The 17511-nt window shown below is 71.1% G+C and carries 14 protein-coding genes and 1 tRNA gene; 8 read left to right on the forward strand and 7 right to left on the reverse strand.

Features of this window, described 5'->3' with window-relative positions; all coding sequences use genetic code 11:
* The first annotated feature begins 117 nt into the window (after positions 1-117).
* From KBX26_RS06005 to KBX26_RS06015, 3 genes are all read left to right on the forward strand, one after another.
* Positions 118-194: transfer RNA gene (locus KBX26_RS06005), tRNA-Pro, on the forward strand.
* 106 nt (positions 195-300) lie between these two features.
* Positions 301-933, forward strand: coding sequence for a SigE family RNA polymerase sigma factor (locus KBX26_RS06010; RefSeq protein WP_247680205.1), 633 nt, complete (start codon positions 301-303; stop codon positions 931-933).
* Positions 930-2378, forward strand: a complete 1449-nt coding sequence (locus KBX26_RS06015; protein WP_210864895.1) for a hypothetical protein — start codon at positions 930-932, stop codon at positions 2376-2378. The genes KBX26_RS06010 and KBX26_RS06015 overlap by 4 nt, the downstream gene beginning before the upstream one ends.
* A gap of 106 nt (positions 2379-2484) precedes the next feature.
* Here the strand turns inward: KBX26_RS06015 and KBX26_RS06020 are convergent, their stop codons facing one another.
* Entirely contained in the window at positions 2485-3372 is an 888-nt protein-coding gene (locus KBX26_RS06020) for a hypothetical protein (protein WP_210864896.1), read from the reverse strand.
* A gap of 213 nt (positions 3373-3585) precedes the next feature.
* Between KBX26_RS06020 and KBX26_RS06025 the strand changes: the two genes are divergently transcribed.
* Positions 3586-5634, forward strand: a complete 2049-nt coding sequence (locus tag KBX26_RS06025) for an FG-GAP-like repeat-containing protein (RefSeq protein ID WP_210864897.1) — start codon at positions 3586-3588, stop codon at positions 5632-5634.
* 149 nt (positions 5635-5783) lie between these two features.
* Here KBX26_RS06025 and KBX26_RS06030 read toward each other — a convergent pair whose 3' ends face one another.
* Complete coding sequence (locus KBX26_RS06030) at positions 5784-6257, reverse strand: hypothetical protein (RefSeq protein ID WP_030328096.1); 474 nt, start codon at positions 6255-6257, stop codon at positions 5784-5786.
* Between the two features lie 150 nt (positions 6258-6407).
* Between KBX26_RS06030 and KBX26_RS06035 the strand changes: the two genes are divergently transcribed.
* A complete protein-coding gene (locus KBX26_RS06035) occupies positions 6408-7691 on the forward strand; it encodes an MFS transporter (protein ID WP_210864898.1) in 1284 nt (427 codons plus the stop codon).
* Positions 7692-7942: 251 nt separating this feature from the next.
* Here the strand turns inward: KBX26_RS06035 and KBX26_RS06040 are convergent, their stop codons facing one another.
* Positions 7943-9670, reverse strand: coding sequence for a bifunctional UDP-sugar hydrolase/5'-nucleotidase (locus KBX26_RS06040; protein WP_210864899.1), 1728 nt, complete (start codon positions 9668-9670; stop codon positions 7943-7945).
* A 276-nt stretch (positions 9671-9946) separates the two neighbouring features.
* Here KBX26_RS06040 and KBX26_RS06045 point away from each other — a divergent pair, with 276 nt between their 5' ends.
* Positions 9947-10744, forward strand: coding sequence for an alpha/beta fold hydrolase (locus KBX26_RS06045; RefSeq protein WP_247680206.1), 798 nt, complete (start codon positions 9947-9949; stop codon positions 10742-10744).
* 138 nt (positions 10745-10882) lie between these two features.
* On the opposite strand, the gene KBX26_RS06050 is transcribed toward KBX26_RS06045, so the two are convergent.
* Positions 10883-11533: a histone deacetylase gene (locus KBX26_RS06050; protein ID WP_307857753.1), complete on the reverse strand. Its 651-nt coding sequence runs from the start codon at positions 11531-11533 to the stop codon at positions 10883-10885.
* Between the two features lie 9 nt (positions 11534-11542).
* Positions 11543-12322 carry a phosphodiesterase gene (locus tag KBX26_RS06055; protein WP_210864900.1) on the reverse strand — a complete coding sequence of 260 codons (780 nt, stop codon included), beginning with the start codon at positions 12320-12322 and terminating at the stop codon, positions 11543-11545.
* A 228-nt stretch (positions 12323-12550) separates the two neighbouring features.
* Here KBX26_RS06055 and KBX26_RS06060 point away from each other — a divergent pair, with 228 nt between their 5' ends.
* The gene (locus tag KBX26_RS06060; RefSeq protein ID WP_030328108.1) at positions 12551-13960 is read left to right on the forward strand and encodes a sensor domain-containing diguanylate cyclase; all 1410 of its coding nucleotides are present in this window, start codon (positions 12551-12553) and stop codon (positions 13958-13960) included.
* A gap of 119 nt (positions 13961-14079) precedes the next feature.
* On the opposite strand, the gene KBX26_RS06065 is transcribed toward KBX26_RS06060, so the two are convergent.
* Together KBX26_RS06065 and KBX26_RS06070 are read right to left on the reverse strand one after the other, a co-directional pair.
* On the reverse strand, positions 14080-15141 hold the full coding sequence (locus tag KBX26_RS06065) for an aspartate-semialdehyde dehydrogenase (RefSeq protein ID WP_030328109.1): 1062 nt from the start codon (positions 15139-15141) through the stop codon (positions 14080-14082).
* Between the two features lie 5 nt (positions 15142-15146).
* The gene (locus tag KBX26_RS06070; RefSeq protein ID WP_030328111.1) at positions 15147-16412 is read right to left on the reverse strand and encodes an aspartate kinase; all 1266 of its coding nucleotides are present in this window, start codon (positions 16410-16412) and stop codon (positions 15147-15149) included.
* Between the two features lie 257 nt (positions 16413-16669).
* Here KBX26_RS06070 and KBX26_RS06075 point away from each other — a divergent pair, with 257 nt between their 5' ends.
* Positions 16670-17458 (forward strand): hypothetical protein, encoded by a 789-nt coding sequence (locus KBX26_RS06075; protein ID WP_245233500.1) that lies wholly within the window; start codon positions 16670-16672, stop codon positions 17456-17458.
* The last annotated feature ends 53 nt before the right edge of the window (positions 17459-17511 follow it).

A 17511-nucleotide genomic window follows, 5' to 3' on the forward strand; every position in this document is an offset into this window, starting at 1 on the left:
TGGAACCCGAGTCGATCAACGAACCAGCCCGGCCGGCGATCGCGCTGACGGGTCCGGTCGGCGGGGGTACCGAGTTTGACCATCGGGGCGGGTGGGCTACTATTTGTCGGCACGCCTCGGGGTGTGGCGCAGCTTGGTAGCGCGCTTCGTTCGGGACGAAGAGGTCGTCGGTTCGAATCCGGCCACCCCGACCAGAGGTAAGAGGGCACATCCGATCACGGATGTGCCCTCTGGCGTTTGTTGACCATGCACGGCCCAGCGCTGTGGCGATGCTGCCCAGCTGCGGCCATCCGGGGCACGTTGAACGCGCCCGCTGCCGCCTTCAACCTTTTGACCCCCGGCGGGGTCGTGACAGGTAACCAATCGAGGCGGGGGCTTATGGCAGCTGACGACGAGCATTTCCGAGAGTTCGTCGACACGCGCTACATGGATCTCTTGCGCGTGGCGTACCACCTCACCGGGTCGGCACAGGATGCGGAGGATCTGGTGCAGGCGGCGCTGGTGAAGGTGATGCGTCGGTGGCGGCGGGTCGAAGATCCGATGGCCTACCTGCGGCGCGTCATGATCAATCAGCACATCAGTAGTTGGCGCCGCTACCGGGTGCACGAGTTGGTGACGGCGATTCTGCCGGAGCGGTCCACCCGGGACATGACGGATGCGGTGGCGGAGCGGCACGCCCTGTACGCGGCGATGCGGGCACTGACGCCGCGCACCCGGGCCGTGATCGTGCTGCGGTACGTGGTCGATCTGCCGGAGGCGGAGGTCGCCGCCACCCTGGGCTGCTCGGTCGGGTCAGTCAAGAGCCGTGCGTCGAGGGGCCTGGCTCGCCTGCGGCTGGCACTGGCAGCGGACGCGCCGCCGTCGACACCGGCATCAACGGCAGCTCAGCCGGCACCGGACGGCACAACGAGGATGACGGGGGCAACGCCATGACTGTCGACGAGGAGCTGGGCCGGGCCCTGGCCGAGCTGAGCAGCACGCTGACCCCGCAGCCGGATCCGTACGGTCGAGTCCTGGCGCGTTATCGACGGAGGCGGCAGCGACGCCTCGGCGGGCTGGCCCTGGCCCTCGTGGTCTCGGTGGGTGGCACAGCCTTCGCCGTGGCCGGCCCGGCCCGGACCACGCAGCCACCAGCGAACTCGAACGAGTCCATCGCACCCGTACTGGCCTGGTCGGACAAACTGCTTCAGTCGCCGCCACGCGGTGCGGTCGCCCGGGACACCGGCTATGTCCGCCAGCTTTCCGACCTTCTGTTGGACGCCCAGCGCCGAGGAGACTTTCCCAACCTGACGGTGCCGGTCAACGCGGTGAAGGTCCTCTTCATCGACGACGTCAACGACCAACGGATCGCGCTCGCCGCCTTCGTCCGTGCCCAGCCCGATCCGGTCACCGGCTGGCCCAGCGCCGCAGTGTGGCTCGTCGCCGAGAAGGGCGCCAGCGCCGAGAAGCTGGCCAGCACCGGCTCTGTTCGGGGTACGAGCGACGCTCTGGAACCCTACGAGAGCCTTGCCGTGGACGACCCGTCCGGTCCGGGAAAGGCGATACACGTGGCGATCGCACCCGCCGGCTGCGCCTTCCTCACCTCACCGGTGCTCAACGGCAACGCGTTCCAGTGGGCCTCGGAGCCGACCGGTTCCTACCTGATCCGCACGCCGCAGACCCAGCGACCCGAGTGGTGGCGGGTCAACTGCGGCGCGGTGACGCGCAAGATAACTCCCGGGCCGGGCTCACTGGCGGCCAAGCCGATCACCGACGCCCAGCTCGCGACCGCGATGTCCCGGGTACGGGGAGATGTCACGGCGCAGCGTGCCCGAGAGCTGGTGTACCAGTCGGCCCAGTCGGCGGGCTACCGCCTGACCGCCCTGCCGAGCGTGGTGTGGGGCGGGCACGTTGCCGGCATCCCGACCGGCGGATCACCAACCGCCGGCGAGCCGTCGGTGACGAACGGCCAGGTGACCGTCCTGGCTGCTCCCGCAGTCGACGGCAGCTGGGTCGGCGAGGTGACGATCGAGCCCGATCAACCACGGTCCGACAGCGTCATCAGCACCGGCACCTCGTTCACTGTGCCGACGGATCCGACCGATCCCGCAAGCGTGCTGGCCGTGCCGATCGACGGCGACGCGGCCAGTAGCGGGGACCAGCAGTTCCTGCTGGTGGTGACCCCGGCTGCGGCCACCACTGTGCGCGTCCTACGGGACGGGCAAGAGGTGGCGAGGGCCCCGGCCAGCGGCTCCGGGGCGGCGTTGACAGTGCCCCGACCCACCGCGGGTCTCGTGGTGACGGCGCTCGACGGCTCCGGCAGGACACTCGCCAGCGCGCAGGTGTCTGACGAGGGTGCGCAGGGGACACCGGAGACGGATGCCTGGAACCAGGAATGACCGCGAGGAAGTGGCCCGGTCCGAACGACCGGGCCACATCCGGGTACGCCGTCAGTCCGTCTTCCGCTTCACGTGAGGCAGGTCTGCGCCGGGTACGGGAGCCTGGTCACTCGACCACGATCCTGGTGCGTCGGCGTCGGGCAAGCCCCACGACAGTGGCGCCAACGACGAGCAGCAGCAGGCCACCAACAGTCAGAGCGGTCACCGGGGTGCCGGTCACCGGAAGCCCCCCACCGGATTCGCTGCCCCCACCGGCACCGCCGCCGGGGGAAGAGGTGCCGGTTGGCTGGACCGTGCCATCACCATCCGGGGACTGTCGCGTGGGCGTGGGCGTGGGTTGGGCGGCCGACGGGCTCGGAGTCGGTGTCGCTCCAGCCGTCACGGTGACGTCGAGCGACTGGTCCTCATACGGGTGGTCACCGGACCAGACCCACTGGGTGATGGGCACGGTCGGGGTGATCTTCCAGCTGCCATCCCTGTTGCGGCCCACATTGCGGTAGGACGTGTTCGCGGGCATGTAGTAAAGGCCGACCGGGTAGGTCCCCGCCTTGGCCGTCGGCGGTGCCGTGACCCGGAATGGGTTGCTGGCCCCCCACGTCTCGGACGTCTGCCCCGGGGTGATCACCTCGGGGAGGTAGCAGAGCAGCTCGACGTCTCCGGTGCACGTCGCGCCCGTCGGGCCCGTCAGCGTCAACGGCGATTTGCCATAGGTCTGGATGGTCACGAAGGCCCCCTCGGCGTCGTAGTTGCCGAGGACGCTGAGGGGCACCGGAAGCTCTGCGGATTGCCCCGGAGCCAAGGTGATGTCGGCAATCTGGGGTGCCGACATGAACGACTGGTACTCGACGTCGGCTCTGGCCGGGGCTGCGACAGCTAGCGGAACGCACATGGCCATCAGGGAGGCCAGACCGAACCGTGCCACCGCTGCACTTCGTTGCATGAACTGTTCCTTCGGGGTGCCTGAAGGGCGATGACCGTACAGGGAGGTGAGCAAGACCTACGAAAGCTAGCGAATGACCAGCAACCTCGTTGTCCCACAAGCCGGAATCTGGATCAGTTCAACCAAACGAACGATGTCCCTCCCGGCTTTTCCCTCGGTCCGGGCCACGTTCGTTGAGCTGTCCGCCGTCCCGTCCCCGCGTGACGATCCCGAATGTGCCGGCGCTGTACGAGCGGCTGCCCGTACAAGCCCTCGGGGGATCTGGAGATGCGTATGTTGTCGCAACTGCGGTTGCTGAATCGTGGCGTGCTGGCCTTACTGACGGCCCTGCTGGTGTTGGTTGCGTCCGGTACACCGGCGTTCGCGGCGGCCCTGCCGCCACCCGCTCCGGTCAGCGCGAAACTGGTGTCCGAGACCCAGGTCGAGGTGAGCTGGCCGGCGGTGGCGGGCGCCAGCAGCTACGAGGTACGGCGTGGGACCGTCTCGGGTGGCCCGTACACGACGGTGGGTACCGTCACCGGGACGTCGTACCTGGACGGAACCGTCGCCGCCGAGACCACGTACTACTACGTGGTGCGGTCCCGATCCGGCAAGCGGGCGTCGGGTGACTCGTCCGAGGTGTCGGTGCAGACCTCGCTGGCGAAGCCCGTTAACGTACGGGCGACCGCGGCGGAGACGAGCATGACCCTGCGGTGGAAGGCCGTGGCCGGCACCGCGCGGTACGAGATCGTCCGCCTGAGTAACGATGCCCCGGTGGAGACGGTGGTCGGCACCACGACGTCAACCGAGTACGTGGACACCGGCCTCACTGTCGCCACCCGCTACGTCTACTGGATCCGGGCGGTCGCCACTGGCGGCGCCACTGCCACGTCCGACGCCGTGCGGGTCTACACCGGACCTGCCACCACGACGACTGTCACTGTGTCGCCGGGCTCGGTGGAGCAGGGACAGCGGATCCTGCTCATCGCGAACGTGCGGTACGCCGACGGTCGGATCCCTGGCGGTGAGGTCGCGTTCATGTCCGCCGCCGGAGCTGTCGCGTTCGCCACTGTCAACGGCACCGACGGCACGGCGATCGCCATGGTCAACGGCGCCGGCTGGACTCCGACCTCGGTCTACGCCCAGTTCCAGGGCTACGACTGGCCGGCGGCCGGGGCGAGCGTGTCCGGCGACGCGGTGCCAGTGGTCACCCAGCCCTACGGCGCGGTGGCCTTCAACGGCCCCTCATGGCTGAAGCTCGGTTCCTGGGAGGAGGCGGTCTCCGCCGGCGACCTGACCGGCGATGGCCTCTCCGACGTGGTGATCACGACGACCGAGTACTTCGACGACGCCAACGACCATTCCGCTTTCCTGTTCGTGCAGGAGGCGGACAACCAGCTCGTGATGAAGCAGCAGGTGGCGATGTCCACCTCCAGCGGCGGCAGTATGTATCCGGTGATCGGCGACCTGGACGGTGACGGCGCAAACGAGCTGGTCGTCGCCACCGGCGACGGTGTCGACGTGTTCCGCCGTACCGGATCGGGGCTCTCGGCGGCGGAGCACCTGTCGTTCGCCGACGACCTCATCGACCTCAGGCTCCGCGACCTCGATGGTGACGGCCGGACGGACATCGTCGCGGTGAGCGACAACGGCGTCCTGGTCCGGTACGGCGATGACAACGGCAGCTTCGCGCCCGCGGCTCTCGTCTCCACGCACCGCGGCTTCGTCCTGGACGTGGTCGACATGACCGGGGACGGCCGGGCGGACCTGGTGGTGCAGCTCGGGCAGCTGATCCAGATCAGCGCCCAGGTGCAGCCCCGGTCGTTCGCGGCCCCCGTGGGATATCAGGCGCCCGCCGGGCATCTGCAGACGGTGGCTTCCATGGCGGTCGGCGACGTGACCGGCGACGGCAGGAAGGACGTCGTCGTCACCGTGTCCGGCAACGCGCCGAACGCCCAGGTGCAGGTGCTCACGCACGACAGCGCCGGTGTGCTCGGACGGTGGATCCGCTACCCGGTGTACGAGATGCCGGACGCCATCGCGATCGCGGACGTCAACAACGACGGTCGGGACGACGTCGCCATCACCCACGGCGGTTGGAGCGCGGCGAGTGTCCTGTTGCAGCGGCCGGACGGCTGGCTGGGCAACGAGTTCCGGGTCTCCCAGTTGCCGCCCGCCAGCTCCTTCACCCCGCGTGGCCTCGCGGTGGCCGACATCAACAACGACGGCCTGAAGGACCTGCTGATGGCCAACTACAACTACGGTCTGGTGGTCGTACCGCAGCGGCCCGCAGCCACGTCGGCGGCGTCACCGAAGGTCCAGGTGGGTCGGGCCTGAGCGACGGTGGCGACGGGCCCGCTTCCCGGGCCCGGGCGGGCTTTGCCTGCAACCACCAGTGAGCACGAGGAACGGCCCGGTCGCTTCGACACCGGGCCGTTTCCTCGTACGCAGCGAGTTCGGCGCCTTCTCAGCGGCGTTCGCGCCTGTCAGTCCTGTCGTTCGGTGCGTTCGATCTCGGCGAACGCGGCGGCCAGGTAGTCGCCCAACGGCACGCTGGTCGTCGCCAACAGGTCGGCCACCAGCAGCGGGGCGTGCCGGGCCAGCGCCGACGCGTCCGGCGGTGCCTCGTCGCCGTCGGGGTCGTACACCCCGAGCGCGCCGGCCAGCAGGACGAGCACCACGTGCGGGTCGACATCGGAACGCCACCGCGTCGACTGCTGCACGCAGCGGGTCAACACCTGGCGGATGTCGTCGCCGGTCAACCCGTCCGGATGGCTCTCCTCGAGCAGCAGTCGGACCACCGCGCCGAGCACCAGCCCGGACCGCTCGTCCGCGGCGAGACCGCCGACTGCCTCGTCGTACGCCTGACCGTCGCGTGCCTGGGCGGCGGCGACGGCCGTCGTGGCGGTGACCGCGATGGCGCGGGCGGTAGCGGGCAGGTGTCGCCAGGTGCCGGTCATCGGGTCAGCATCGCAGACCCGGCGGACAACGCCGGACCGCCGTCAGCCGAGTGGATCATCGTGGGATTGGTCACCCGGCGGCCTGCGGCCAGCGGGGCGACGTCCAAAAGTGTTCGCGCGGTGTCGCACCCGGCGAACAGAATGCCGGACATGCTGCGTCGTGCCCTACCCCGCCGTTTCGAAGCTCGCCGACTCCTGATCGGCACCCTGTTGTCGGCGATCGGGCGCGGTCTGACCCTGCCGTTCCTGTTCATCTACTTCACCGACGTACGCGGACTCACCGACACCCGGGCGGGTCTGGTGATCGGCTGGTACGGCGCGGTCACCCTGGCGCTGTCACCGCTGGGCGGGACGCTCATCGACCGATTCGGCGCCCGCCGGGTGGTGGTGCCCTGCCTGCTGATCGAGGCCATCGGCACCGGCTCGCTGGCGTTGGTGAACTCGACCGGCTCGGCAGTGCTGGTGATGACGGTGATCGCCGTCGGCAGCTCGGCGATCTGGTCCGGGCAGAACACGATCCTCGCCTCGTTGACCGGAGACGACGAACGGCAACGGGTCTTCGGGCTGAACTTCGCCCTGCTCAACCTCGGTATCGGCATTGGTGGCATGACGTCCGGCGCGATCGTCGACACCGCCCGGCCAGGCACGTTCCAGATCATTTACGTGCTCGACGCGGTGAGTTACCTGATGCCGGCGCTGATCCTGCTGACCCTGCCGGGCGTCGGTCACCGACTCGTCCGCCCCAGGACCGGCGGCGAGCCGTCCGCCGGTGGCTACCTGACAGTGCTCCGCGACCGCCCGTTCCGCCGACTGGTGATCTTCGGTCTCATCCTCACCACCTGCGGGTACGCCCAGATCGAGGTGGGCTTCGCCGCGTACGCCGTGCGGGTCGTCGAGGTGACGCCCCAGGTGGTCGCCTGGGCGCTCGCGGCCAACACGGTAATGATCGTGCTGGCCCAGCTCCTGGTGCTCCGCCGGATCGAGGGGCGTAGCCGTACCGGTGCACTCGCCGTGGTCGGGGCGGTGTTCGCCGGCGCCTGGTTGGTCCTCGGTGCCGGCGGCCTGGTCAGCGCCGAAAACGCCGTCTTTGCCGCGCTGTGCGTGGTGGCCTGCTCGGCGATCTTCGGCTTTGGCGAGACGATGCTGTCGCCGGTGATGCCCGCGCTGACGAACGCGCTGGCCACCGACGAGCTGCGCGGCCGGTACAACGCCATGAGTTCAATGATCTTCGGGATCAGCGGCGTGATCGGACCGGTGACCGCCGGCCCGCTCCTCGGCGCCGCCCACGGCAGCGTCTGGGTGGCGACAGTGGTCGGCGGTTGCCTGATCGCCTCGCTGGTCGCCCTCTCCCTGCGCCGACTGCTCACCGCCGAGCAGGACGGCGTAGCGACGACCGCCCCGACGTCCCGCACCGCCGCGCCCACCCCCGCCTGACGTGCTCGATCCTGGATGTAGTGGCCTCGATGCGTGCCAATGCCACTACACCATGTTCGAGCGCGATCTTGCAGCAGGCGGCGGGCGCGCGGCGGGCGGCGAGCGGCGGGCGGCGAGCGGCGGGCGGCGAGCGGCGGGCGGCGAGCGGCGGGCGGCGAGCGGCGGGCGCGGGCTGATGCGGGGCGGCGGGGTTTGGGACGGGTCGGGCCCCGGAGCTGCTGCTCCGGGGCCCGATCTCGCGGGGTCGGCCGTCAGGTGGCGGGGACCTCGGCGGTGGTGCGGATCCGGTCCAGCGTCGGTGCGGAGACCGGCGACTGGGCGGTCAGGTAGTCCACGAACGCGTCCAGGTCGATCTGCCCGGTGACCAGGTTCGTCCCGGCGGTGAGGGTGCTGAACCCGTCGCCGCCGCCGGCCAGGAAGTTGTTCACCGTCACCCGGTAGGTGGCGGCGGTGTCGACGGCGGTGCCGCCGATGGTGAGACTGCCCCGGACCACGCGGGTGCCGACGCACGGGTCGGCTGCGGTGGCGCTGGTGCCGTTCAGGTCCACCACGTAGCCCAGCGTGGCCGACGGGTACAGCGTGCGGCCGGTGACGAACTGCTGCTCCAGGACGCAGTAGAGCTGCGCGCCGGTCAGGTCCAGCGTCACCAGGTTGTTGGCGAACGGCTGCACCGTGAACGCCTCCCCGTAGGTGACCGGGCCGGCGTCGAGGGCGGCCCGTACGCCGCCAGGGTTCATGAGGGCGGCAACCGCACCCTGCTCGTCGTCGGTGGCGGCGAGCTGCGCGTCGGCGATCACGTTGCCGATCGGCGACTCGCCGCACGAGTTGGGCACCTGCGGGGAGCAGGTGCCGAGCAGGTTTTCCTGCGTCGTCGGGAGGCCGGTGGCGGTCACGCCGACCTGGCGGTCGGCGACCGGGCCGAGCACCGTCTTGTACCGGTTGATCAGCGCGGTCTGCTTCCGGTCCGGGTCGACGTCCCGGCTGACCACCACGTTGTTCGCGCTGGCGGAGACCACGTCACCGCTGTGCCGGTCGATCTTGAGATCGATGTCGGTGACCAGGCGACCGAACGAGCTGGCACTGGTGACCAGCTTGCCGTTGATGTCGCAGTTGTACGCCTGGTGGGTGTGCCCGCTGACCACCACGTCGATCGACGGGTCCATCTGGTTGGTGATGTCCACGATGGGGCCGGTCATGCCGACGCAGTCGTTGATCCCGCCGGTCGCCGCCTGGGTGCCACCCTCGTGCAGCAGCACGACGATCGCCTCCACGCCCTTGCGGCGCAGCTCGCGAGCGTACCGGTTGGCGGTGTCCGCCTCGTCGGCGAAGCTGAGACCGGCGACGCCCTGCTGGCTGACGATCTGCGGGGTGCCCTCCAGGGTCATGCCGATGAAGCCGACCTTGACGCCCTGCACCTTGTGAATCGCGTACGGGGCCATCAGCGGCTTGCCGGTGGCGGTCGTGAAGGCGTTCGCGGACAGGTACTGGAAGTCGGCTCCCCGGTACGGGGTGCCGTCGACGCAGCCGTCCACCGGGTGGCAGCCGCCATTCTGGATCCGCAGCAGCTCGGCGGCGCCCTCGTCGAACTCGTGGTTGCCGACGCTGGCGTAGTCCAGCCCGGCCATGCTCAGCGCCTCGATGGTCGGCTCGTCGTGGAACGCGGCCGAGAGCAGCGGGGACGCGCCGATCAGGTCACCGGCGGCGACCGTGATGGTGTTCTTCTTCTTGGCTGCGGCGCGCAGCTCGGCCAGGTGGGTGGCCAGGAACTCGACGCCACCCGCGGTCTGCCCGGCGATGGTGCCGCTGGACCCGCTCGGCGGTTCGAGGTTGCCGTGGAAGTCGTTGAGGGCCAGCAGGGTGACGTCGACCGGCTTCGGCCGCGCGTCGGCTTGCTCAGGGCTGGTGGCGACCGCGCCGAAAGCGGCCACCGCGAGCGCGGTCAGGCCGACAGCGGCCCGGCGCATCCCGGGTATGAACATGGATCTCCTCGTGAGAATCGGCGCGGACGGTGCCCGGCCTCTGGGTCGACCGGGCCGCCGACGGACGCCGTCGGAAGGGTCGCGGTTGGGCGGCGGTTGAGCATGGCCCCCGCCCCGACAGCCTCTCATCCGTACGCCGACCGGTCGAGCCGGGCAGCACATCGGAGCAGCGCGTACGCCGGGACCAGAATCGATCACCGTTTACCGCGGTCTGCCGGACAGTGTCGGAGCCAGGGTCTAGAAAGGACGGGACAGTCATCGCGGGCAGGAGGCATCGTGAGCGGAACGACACCGGTGGCGGAGCAGGTGCGATCGGCCGACGGCACGCCCATCGCGTTCGAGCGGTCCGGTGCCGGGCCGGCGCTCATCCTGGTCGGCGGCGCGTTCGCCGATCGCCAGGCGACCCGTGACCTGGCCGCCGCGTTGGCGACGGATTTCACCGCCTTCGGCTATGACCGTCGGGGTCGCGGCTACAGCGGCGACACCGCACCGTACGAGGTCGGTCGTGAGATCGACGACCTGGCCGCCGTGATCGCCGCGGCAGGTGGTTCCGCCGACCTCTACGGCATCTCCTCCGGTGCCGTCCTGGCCGCCCTCGCCACCGCACAGGGCCTGCCGGTGACCAGGCTGGTGCTGTTCGAGCCACCGTTTCAGGTTGGTTCGCACGTGGGCGTCAGCAAGGACATCACCCCGCAGCTCATCGAGCTGATCGCCGCCGGCGACCGGGACGGCGCGGTGACGACCTTCCTCAGCGCCTCGGTGGGGCTGCCGGCCGAGCAGATCACCGCGATGCGGTCGCAGCCGATGTGGGCGGGGCTGACGGCGCTCGCGCACACCCTGGTGTACGACGCGATCGTCACCGCCGGAGGGCGACTCCCCGCCGAACGGCTGGCGGCCATCACCGCGCCGACCCTCGCCCTGGACAGCACTGGCAGTCCAGAGTGGTTGCGGGACGCGAGTCGGGCGGCGGCCGAGGCAGTGCCGGGCGGCCGGTCGGTGAGCCTCGACGGCGGCTACCACGACGTGCCGCCGGCGACGTTGGCCCCGGTGCTGCGCGAGTTTCTGCTCGGCTGACTGCACCGACGCACCGCCCGACCAGCCCACCGCCAGCCAGCACACCCCTGACCAGCGCACCGCCGACCAGCACACCGCCGGCCACCGCACCGACGGGACATGACTGGCGGGCCACCTGGCGGGCGCGAGCCCGGCGGGTCAGCCGTCGATCAGTGCCTCGTCGACCAGTGCTGTCACGGCGTCCGGTGGCCAGGTGCCCGCGACGCCGGGCCGGGCCGACAGGTAGGTGGCGATCCGCTCGGCCGGCCAGCCGTGCGACTCGCGTAGCCCTTTGGCGATCATGCCGAGGTAGATCGGCGCGGGTGGCCGGCACCGCGCGGCAGACGCCCCCTCGGGGGCGGTGAAGGTGAGCAGCGGAACGCCGTCGCGGTGGCCCGGGCAGACGAGCGTTTCGTACCGGCCCGGGCCGAGGGTCGCCCGTCCGTTGGCGACGGCGGCGGCAATGGCCGCGCCGGTCGCCGGAATCAGGTCGGTCGGGTCGCCCGGCGGGCGGTACATCTCCTGCGCGGCGATGTCGGTGAACTGCTCCAGGGTGACCAGGTAGGCGCGGGCGGCGGCCTCGCCCGGTAGGTGCGGGTCGTAGAAGGCCATGCCGCCGGTCCAGGCACCCGACTCGCCGGCGAAGTAGATGCCGCCGGGCAACGACACGGCCGCCGACCGGCTCGGTGGGCGCCGGTCGCGGCAGCCGGGGTACGTCCGCTTTCCGCCGGGTGGGCAGCCACCACCGATGTACCAGCCCAACCGGGCGGCGTGCATGTTCGAGCCGTACGAGACGTACCAGACCAGCACGACGACGCCTCAGAAGCCGCAGGTCTGCCCGGCGGAGTGGCTCACCTGCACGGTGTGGGTCACGCAGCCGCCGGCCTGAACGGAGTGCAGCAGGAAGGCGGTGGGCTCGTGGACCCAACCGATCTGCTCGTCGGCGCTCATGGTGAGCGTGCTCTGCTTCCAGGTGCTGGGTGCCACGGTGAGGACCGTGCCCGCGTACGCCGTGGTGACCGGGCGGTGCAGGTGGCCGGCGGCGACCCGTACGACGTGCCGGTGCCGGCCGATCACCTCGGCGAGCGCGTCACCGTCGGCGAGCCGGATGGCGTCCGCCACCGGGATGCCGACAGCGACGGGTGGGTGGTGCAGGAAGATCAGTGCCGGCGCCTCGGGTCGCCCGGCCAGCACCCCGTCGAGCCAGCCGAGCTGTTCCTCGCCGAGTTGGCCACCGTCGCTGCCGGGGACGAGCGAGTCGAGCACCACGACGGTCGCCGCCTCGTGGTCGACGTGGTAGTAGGCCGAGAAGCCGCCGCCGAGCCACTGAGTGCCGCCGAACGCGTCGAGCAGGGACTCGCGGTCGTCATGGTTGCCGGCGGCCAGGTGCACCGGCAGCGGGAACCGGCCGATGACCTCGCGCAGCGCCGCGTACTCGTCGGGCTGGCCGTGGTCGACCAGGTCGCCGCTGATCACCACGCAGTCCGGGCGGGGTCGTATCGCCAGCACCCGGCCGAGCGCTCGGTGCAACCCGGCGGCCGGTTCGGCGGCGAGCAGGCCGGTGGTCAGGTGCGGGTCACTGAGCTGGGCGATGAGCATGGGCTCGCCTCCTCGGCGCCGGATGCCTCACGCTATCGCCGGACGCGGCATCCCGGGAACCGGGTTACCGGGATGCCGGAGCTGCGGCGGCGGGAGTCCACAGGCTGCGTCCACAGCCTGTGGATAGCACGTGTGTACGAAGACGGATTGGTCACCGCCGCCGTGAGTACGCTTGATCGAGCGGCTCGGCGTCAGCCGGGCCCCTCCCCTACCTGGAACGACGTGCGAGTGGATCATCAGCGAGTCATCCGTGACGTCACCGTCCGCCTGCCGATGGCGTCGAGCACGCCGGAGGCGTGTCGATGGACGGTCACCGCGCTGTCCCGCCACACCCCGGCGACCATCTCCGTGCTGCTCGCGGTCCACGACCGCCTGCGCTGCGTCGCGGCGACCGGGGCCTGGCAGGTCTTCGCCACCGTGCCGGCGCGCACCGGCATCGTCGGCCGGGTGTACGCGACGGGCGTTCCCGCCGTCGTCCCGGACGTCAGCGTCGACCCGGACTACCTACCGGTGCGCCCCGACGTGACGGCCGAGCTGTGCGTACCGGTGCTGGACCCGACGGGCCGGGCGATCGGCGTGCTCGACCTGCAGTGGAGTGAGCCGACCGACCTGGAGCCGTGGCGGGGGACCGCGCAGCGGCTGGCCGACGGGCTCGGCGCGCGGATCGCCGCCCTCGGCGGCCCACCGGCGGAGAGCCGCAGCGAGACGTTGCTCCGGCACGCCGCCGCGCTCTCCTCCGCCCCGACCGAGGGGGAGGTGATGGGGGCGGCGGCCCGCGCCGCCCGGGAGGTCTCCACGCTCTCCACAGCGCTGCTGCTGATCGGCGGTCAGCTCGGCCCGTCCCCGGCGACGCCGAGCGATCTGGAGACCCGGATCCGCGCCGAGTTGGCCGGGGCGGGTCCGGTTGCCCTGGACCGGATGGTCGACCGAGCTCACCGGTACGGCGCCGGGTACACGCTGGGCGAGGCCGGGCACCCGCCGACCGAGGACTACCGCCCTCTGACCCGAGCGGGGGTACGCACGCTGGTCGCCGTGCCGGTCGGGCCGGCGGATGCCGGTGGGGTGTTGCTGGTCGCCGACGAACGCGCGCTGCGCCCGGACCCGACCACCGTCAGCCTGATGGAGTTGCTCGCCGGGCAGGCCTGGACGAGCGTGGACCGGCTGCGCACGCTGGCCCGGTTGCGCGAGCAGGCCAGCTCCGACCCGCTGACCGGGTTGCGGCACACCGGCCCGTTCGGGCAGCGGATCGCGGCGGCCACCCCCGGCCGTACGGCCCTGCTGGCGATCGACGTGGACGGCTTCAAGACCGTGAACGACACGTACGGCCACCAGGCCGGCGACCGGGTGCTGGTCGGGTTGGCCCGGGCGTTGGAGGCGGCGTTGCGGCACGGCGACGAGTTGTACCGGATCGGCGGCGACGAGTTCGTTGCGGTGATCGAGGTGAGCCGCCCGGAGGAGGCGGTCCGGATCGCCGAACGGCTGACCGAGGCCGCCCGACGGATCGGCCGCACGATCAGCGTGGGTGTCGCAGTACCCCGCCCCGGCGAAGCCCCCGAACGCACCCTGAGAAGAGCCGACCAGGCCCTCTACGCGGTGAAACGCCAGGGCCGAGACGGCGTACACCTCTCAGCAGCCTGACCCCCCGCGGCCCGCAGCCGTCGATCTTGCGCTTTCGGTAGGCGTTTTGCCGCTCTTACCCCTTGTGTCGGCACCGAAAGTGCAAGATCGCCGCAGTCGGGGGAAGGGCAGGGTGGAGGTCAGGACGTGTGGAGTTCCTTGGCCAGGAGCTCGGCGATCTGGGCGGTGTTGAGGGCCGCGCCTTTGCGGAGGTTGTCGCCGGTGACGAAGAAGTCGAGGGCGCGCGGGTCGTCCAGAGCGCGGCGGATCCGCCCGACCCAGGACGGGTCGGTGCCGACGGCGTCGATCGGCATCGGGAACTCCCCGGCTGCGGGGTCGTCGACCAGGATCACCCCGGGAGCGTTGCGCAGCGCCTCGCGGGCGCCCTCGGCGTCCACCTCGCTGGCGAAGACCGCGTGCACGGCCACCGAGTGCGCGGTGACCACCGGCACCCGGACGCAGGTGGCGGAGACCTTGAGGTCGGGCAGGCCGAGGATCTTCCGCGACTCGTTGCGGATCTTCACCTCTTCCGACGACCAGCCGCTGTCCGCCGGGGAGCCGGCCCAGGGGACCACGTTGAGCGCCATGGGTGCCGGGAACGGACCCAGGTCGTCACCGACCGCCTGGCGTACGTCGCCGGTGCGCGAACCGAGCGTCCGGTCGCCGGCGACCTTGGTGAGCTGGTCGTGCAGGATGTCGACGCCGGACTGACCGGCGCCGGAGACCGCCTGGTAGGAGGCGAGCACCAGCTCTCGCAGGCCGTACTCGCGGTGCAGTGGCGCGACCGCGACGATCATCGCGAGGGTCGTGCAGTTGGCGTTGGCGATGATGCCCCGGGGCCGGTTGCGGACCTGCTCGGGGTTGATCTCGGGAACGACGAGCGGGACGTCACGGTCCATGCGGAACGCGCCGGAGTTGTCGACGGCGATCGCGCCCCGGGCGACGGCGATCGGCGCCCACTCGGCGGAGACCTCGTCGGGCACGTCGAACATGGCCACGTCGACACCGTCGAACGCCTCGGGGGTCAGCGCCTGGACGACGAGTTCCTCACCCCGACAGCGCACCCGACGCCCGACGGAGCGCTCGGAGGCGAGCAGGCGGATCTCACCCCAGACGTTGCGCCGCCCGGTGAGCAGCTCACACATCACGGTGCCGACGGCACCTGTCGCTCCGACCACGGCGAGGGTGGGCAGCGCCGTCATCGGCGCTACCTACCCGTCCCCGCGTAGACCACGGCTTCGGTGTCGCCGCCCAGCTCGAACGCGTCGTGGATGGCGCGGACGGCGGCGTCGAGGTCGGTGTCCCGGCAGACGACGGAGACCCGGATCTCGGAGGTGGAGATCATTTCGATGTTGACTCCGGCCGCGCCGAGCGCGGCGAAGAAGCCGGCTGCCACACCGGGGTGCGAGCGCATGCCGGCGCCGATCAGCGAGACCTTGCCGACGTGGTCGTCGTAGAGCAGGCCCTTGAACTTGACCGGCTCCTGGATCTTGCTGAGCGCCGCCATCGCGGTGGGCCCGTCGGCCTTGGGCAGGGTGAACGAGATGTCCGTCCGGCCGGTGCCCTCGGTGGAGACGTTCTGCACGATCATGTCGATGTTGATCTCGGCACCGGCGACGGTGTCGAAGATCCGCGCGGCGGCACCGGGCTCGTCGGGCACCCCGACGATCGTGATCTTGGCCTCGCTGCGGTCGTGTGCGACCCCGGTGATCAGTGCCTGCTCCACGGAAAGGTCCTCCATCGATCCGGTGACCATCGTGCCGGTGTTGGTCGAGTATGACGAACGGACGTGGATCGGCAACCCCGCCCGGCGGGCGTACTCCACGCTACGCAGGTGCAGCACCTTCGCGCCGCAGGCGGCCAGCTCCAGCATCTCCTCGTAGGTGATGTCCTTGATGTGCCGGGCGTTGGGCACGATCCGCGGGTCGGCGGTGAAGACGCCGTCCACGTCGGTGTAGATCTCGCAGACGTCGGCGTGCAGGGCGGCGGCGAGCGCCACCGCTGTGGTGTCCGAACCACCACGGCCCAGCGTGGTGACGTCCTTGGTGTCCTGCGAGACGCCCTGGAAGCCGGCCACGATGACCACCGACCCCTCGTCGAGCGCGCCCTTGAGCCGCCCGGGGGTGACGTCGATGATCCGGGCGCGGCCGTGCACCGAGGTGGTGATCACGCCGGCCTGCGAACCGGTGAACGAGCGGGCTTCGTACCCCAGGTTGTGGATGGCCATGGCCAGCAGGGCCATGGAGATCCGCTCCCCGGCGGTGAGCAGCATGTCCAGTTCGCGACCCGGCGGCAGCGGACTGACCTGGTTGGCCAGGTCGAGCAGCTCGTCGGTGGTGTCGCCCATCGCGGACACCACCACCACCACGTCGTCGCCGGCCTTGCGGGCGGCGACGATGCGCTCGGCCACCCGCTTGATCCGCTCGGCGTTGGCGACGGAGGACCCGCCGTACTTCTGCACCACGAGTGCCACGACGGTGCACTCCCTCCCAGCGACCCTGAGCGTGCCGACGCCGCCGGAACCGGGGCCGGCGGCGCGTGTCAGACCCCTTGAGGGTATCCGGCGGGTAACGAGGCCGGGTCAGGTGATCCCACCATCCGGCCCGCCGGACGCCGGCGGGGCCGGTCCCACCAGGTCGGGCGGTACGCGGGAACGGCCCGCCCGACACGCCGGGACGAGCGCGGTACGCGCGGCGCCCACCGATCGCCCGCACCCACCAGAATGGGCCGGTGCCCGTCCTCCTCCGCTCGGCCGGCCGCGTGCTCGGGCCGCTCGTCCTCGCCCTACCGACGCTCCTGGCCGCCTGCACCAGTGAGCAGCCACCGGCTCCACCACCCGCCGATGCCGCGCCGGTCCAGGTGGACGCCGCGTGGGACGAGTTGGCCGCGCTGGCTGCGGCTGCTCAGGACCGCCACCTGGTGGCGCAGTACGTGTACGGCCGGCCCGGTCAACCGGACCGGACCATCGTCTTCACCAGCGCGAACGACGGCAGTTGGCGGGTCGACGTGCCGGGGGGCGCGTTGGGCGGCACCGCCGATGTCTCGATGGCCAGCACGGCCGACGGGCTGTTCCAGTGCGCCCTGCCGTCGGCCGGTCACGCCGGGTCGGCGAGCTGCGTACGCCTGGGTGACCGCGACGACGCGGTGCCGCGCCGGTTGGACCCCCGGGTGCAGCACCCGCTCACCGACTGGCTGGATGTGCTCACCGACCGACGTGCCCCGCTGGCGGTCGCCCCGGCCACCGCGCCCGAGGGCGTCACCGGCACCTGTTACTCGGTGGAATCCACCTCGGCGTCGCTCAACGCCCCGCTGGACGTGGGCATCTACTGCTACGACCGGGACGGCACGCCGACCGGTGTCCGGACCGGGGCCGGGACGCTGCGGCTGGCCGCTCCCCCCGCCCCGGCACCGGCCACCGTGCAACTGGCGGGCCCGGTGGTGATCGACCGGGAGCCGCTCGACACCGCGGCGCCGCCGACCCCGGACCCGTCGGAGAGCCCGAGCGCGGGAACGCCCTGATCTTCGTCCCGTTACGGGTGCTCTTGCCCACATTTCGCCACCCCGTCCTGAGC

Source organism: Micromonospora sp. C97, assembly GCF_018070385.1.
Classification (GTDB): Bacteria; Actinomycetota; Actinomycetes; order Mycobacteriales; family Micromonosporaceae; genus Micromonospora; species Micromonospora parva.

Excerpts from the sequence above, each read along its gene's own strand:
- KBX26_RS06015 (WP_210864895.1), top strand. The coding sequence starts at position 930 with ATGACTGTCGACGAGGAGCTGGGCCGGGCCCTGGCCGAGCTGAGCAGC.
- KBX26_RS06025 (WP_210864897.1), top strand. The coding sequence starts at position 3,586 with ATGCGTATGTTGTCGCAACTGCGGTTGCTGAATCGTGGCGTGCTGGCC.
- KBX26_RS06030 (WP_030328096.1), bottom strand. The coding sequence starts at position 6,257 with ATGACCGGCACCTGGCGACACCTGCCCGCTACCGCCCGCGCCATCGCG.
- KBX26_RS06035 (WP_210864898.1), top strand. The coding sequence starts at position 6,408 with ATGCTGCGTCGTGCCCTACCCCGCCGTTTCGAAGCTCGCCGACTCCTG.
- KBX26_RS06040 (WP_210864899.1), bottom strand. The coding sequence starts at position 9,670 with ATGTTCATACCCGGGATGCGCCGGGCCGCTGTCGGCCTGACCGCGCTC.
- KBX26_RS06055 (WP_210864900.1), bottom strand. The coding sequence starts at position 12,322 with ATGCTCATCGCCCAGCTCAGTGACCCGCACCTGACCACCGGCCTGCTC.
- KBX26_RS06065 (WP_030328109.1), bottom strand. The coding sequence starts at position 15,141 with ATGACGGCGCTGCCCACCCTCGCCGTGGTCGGAGCGACAGGTGCCGTC.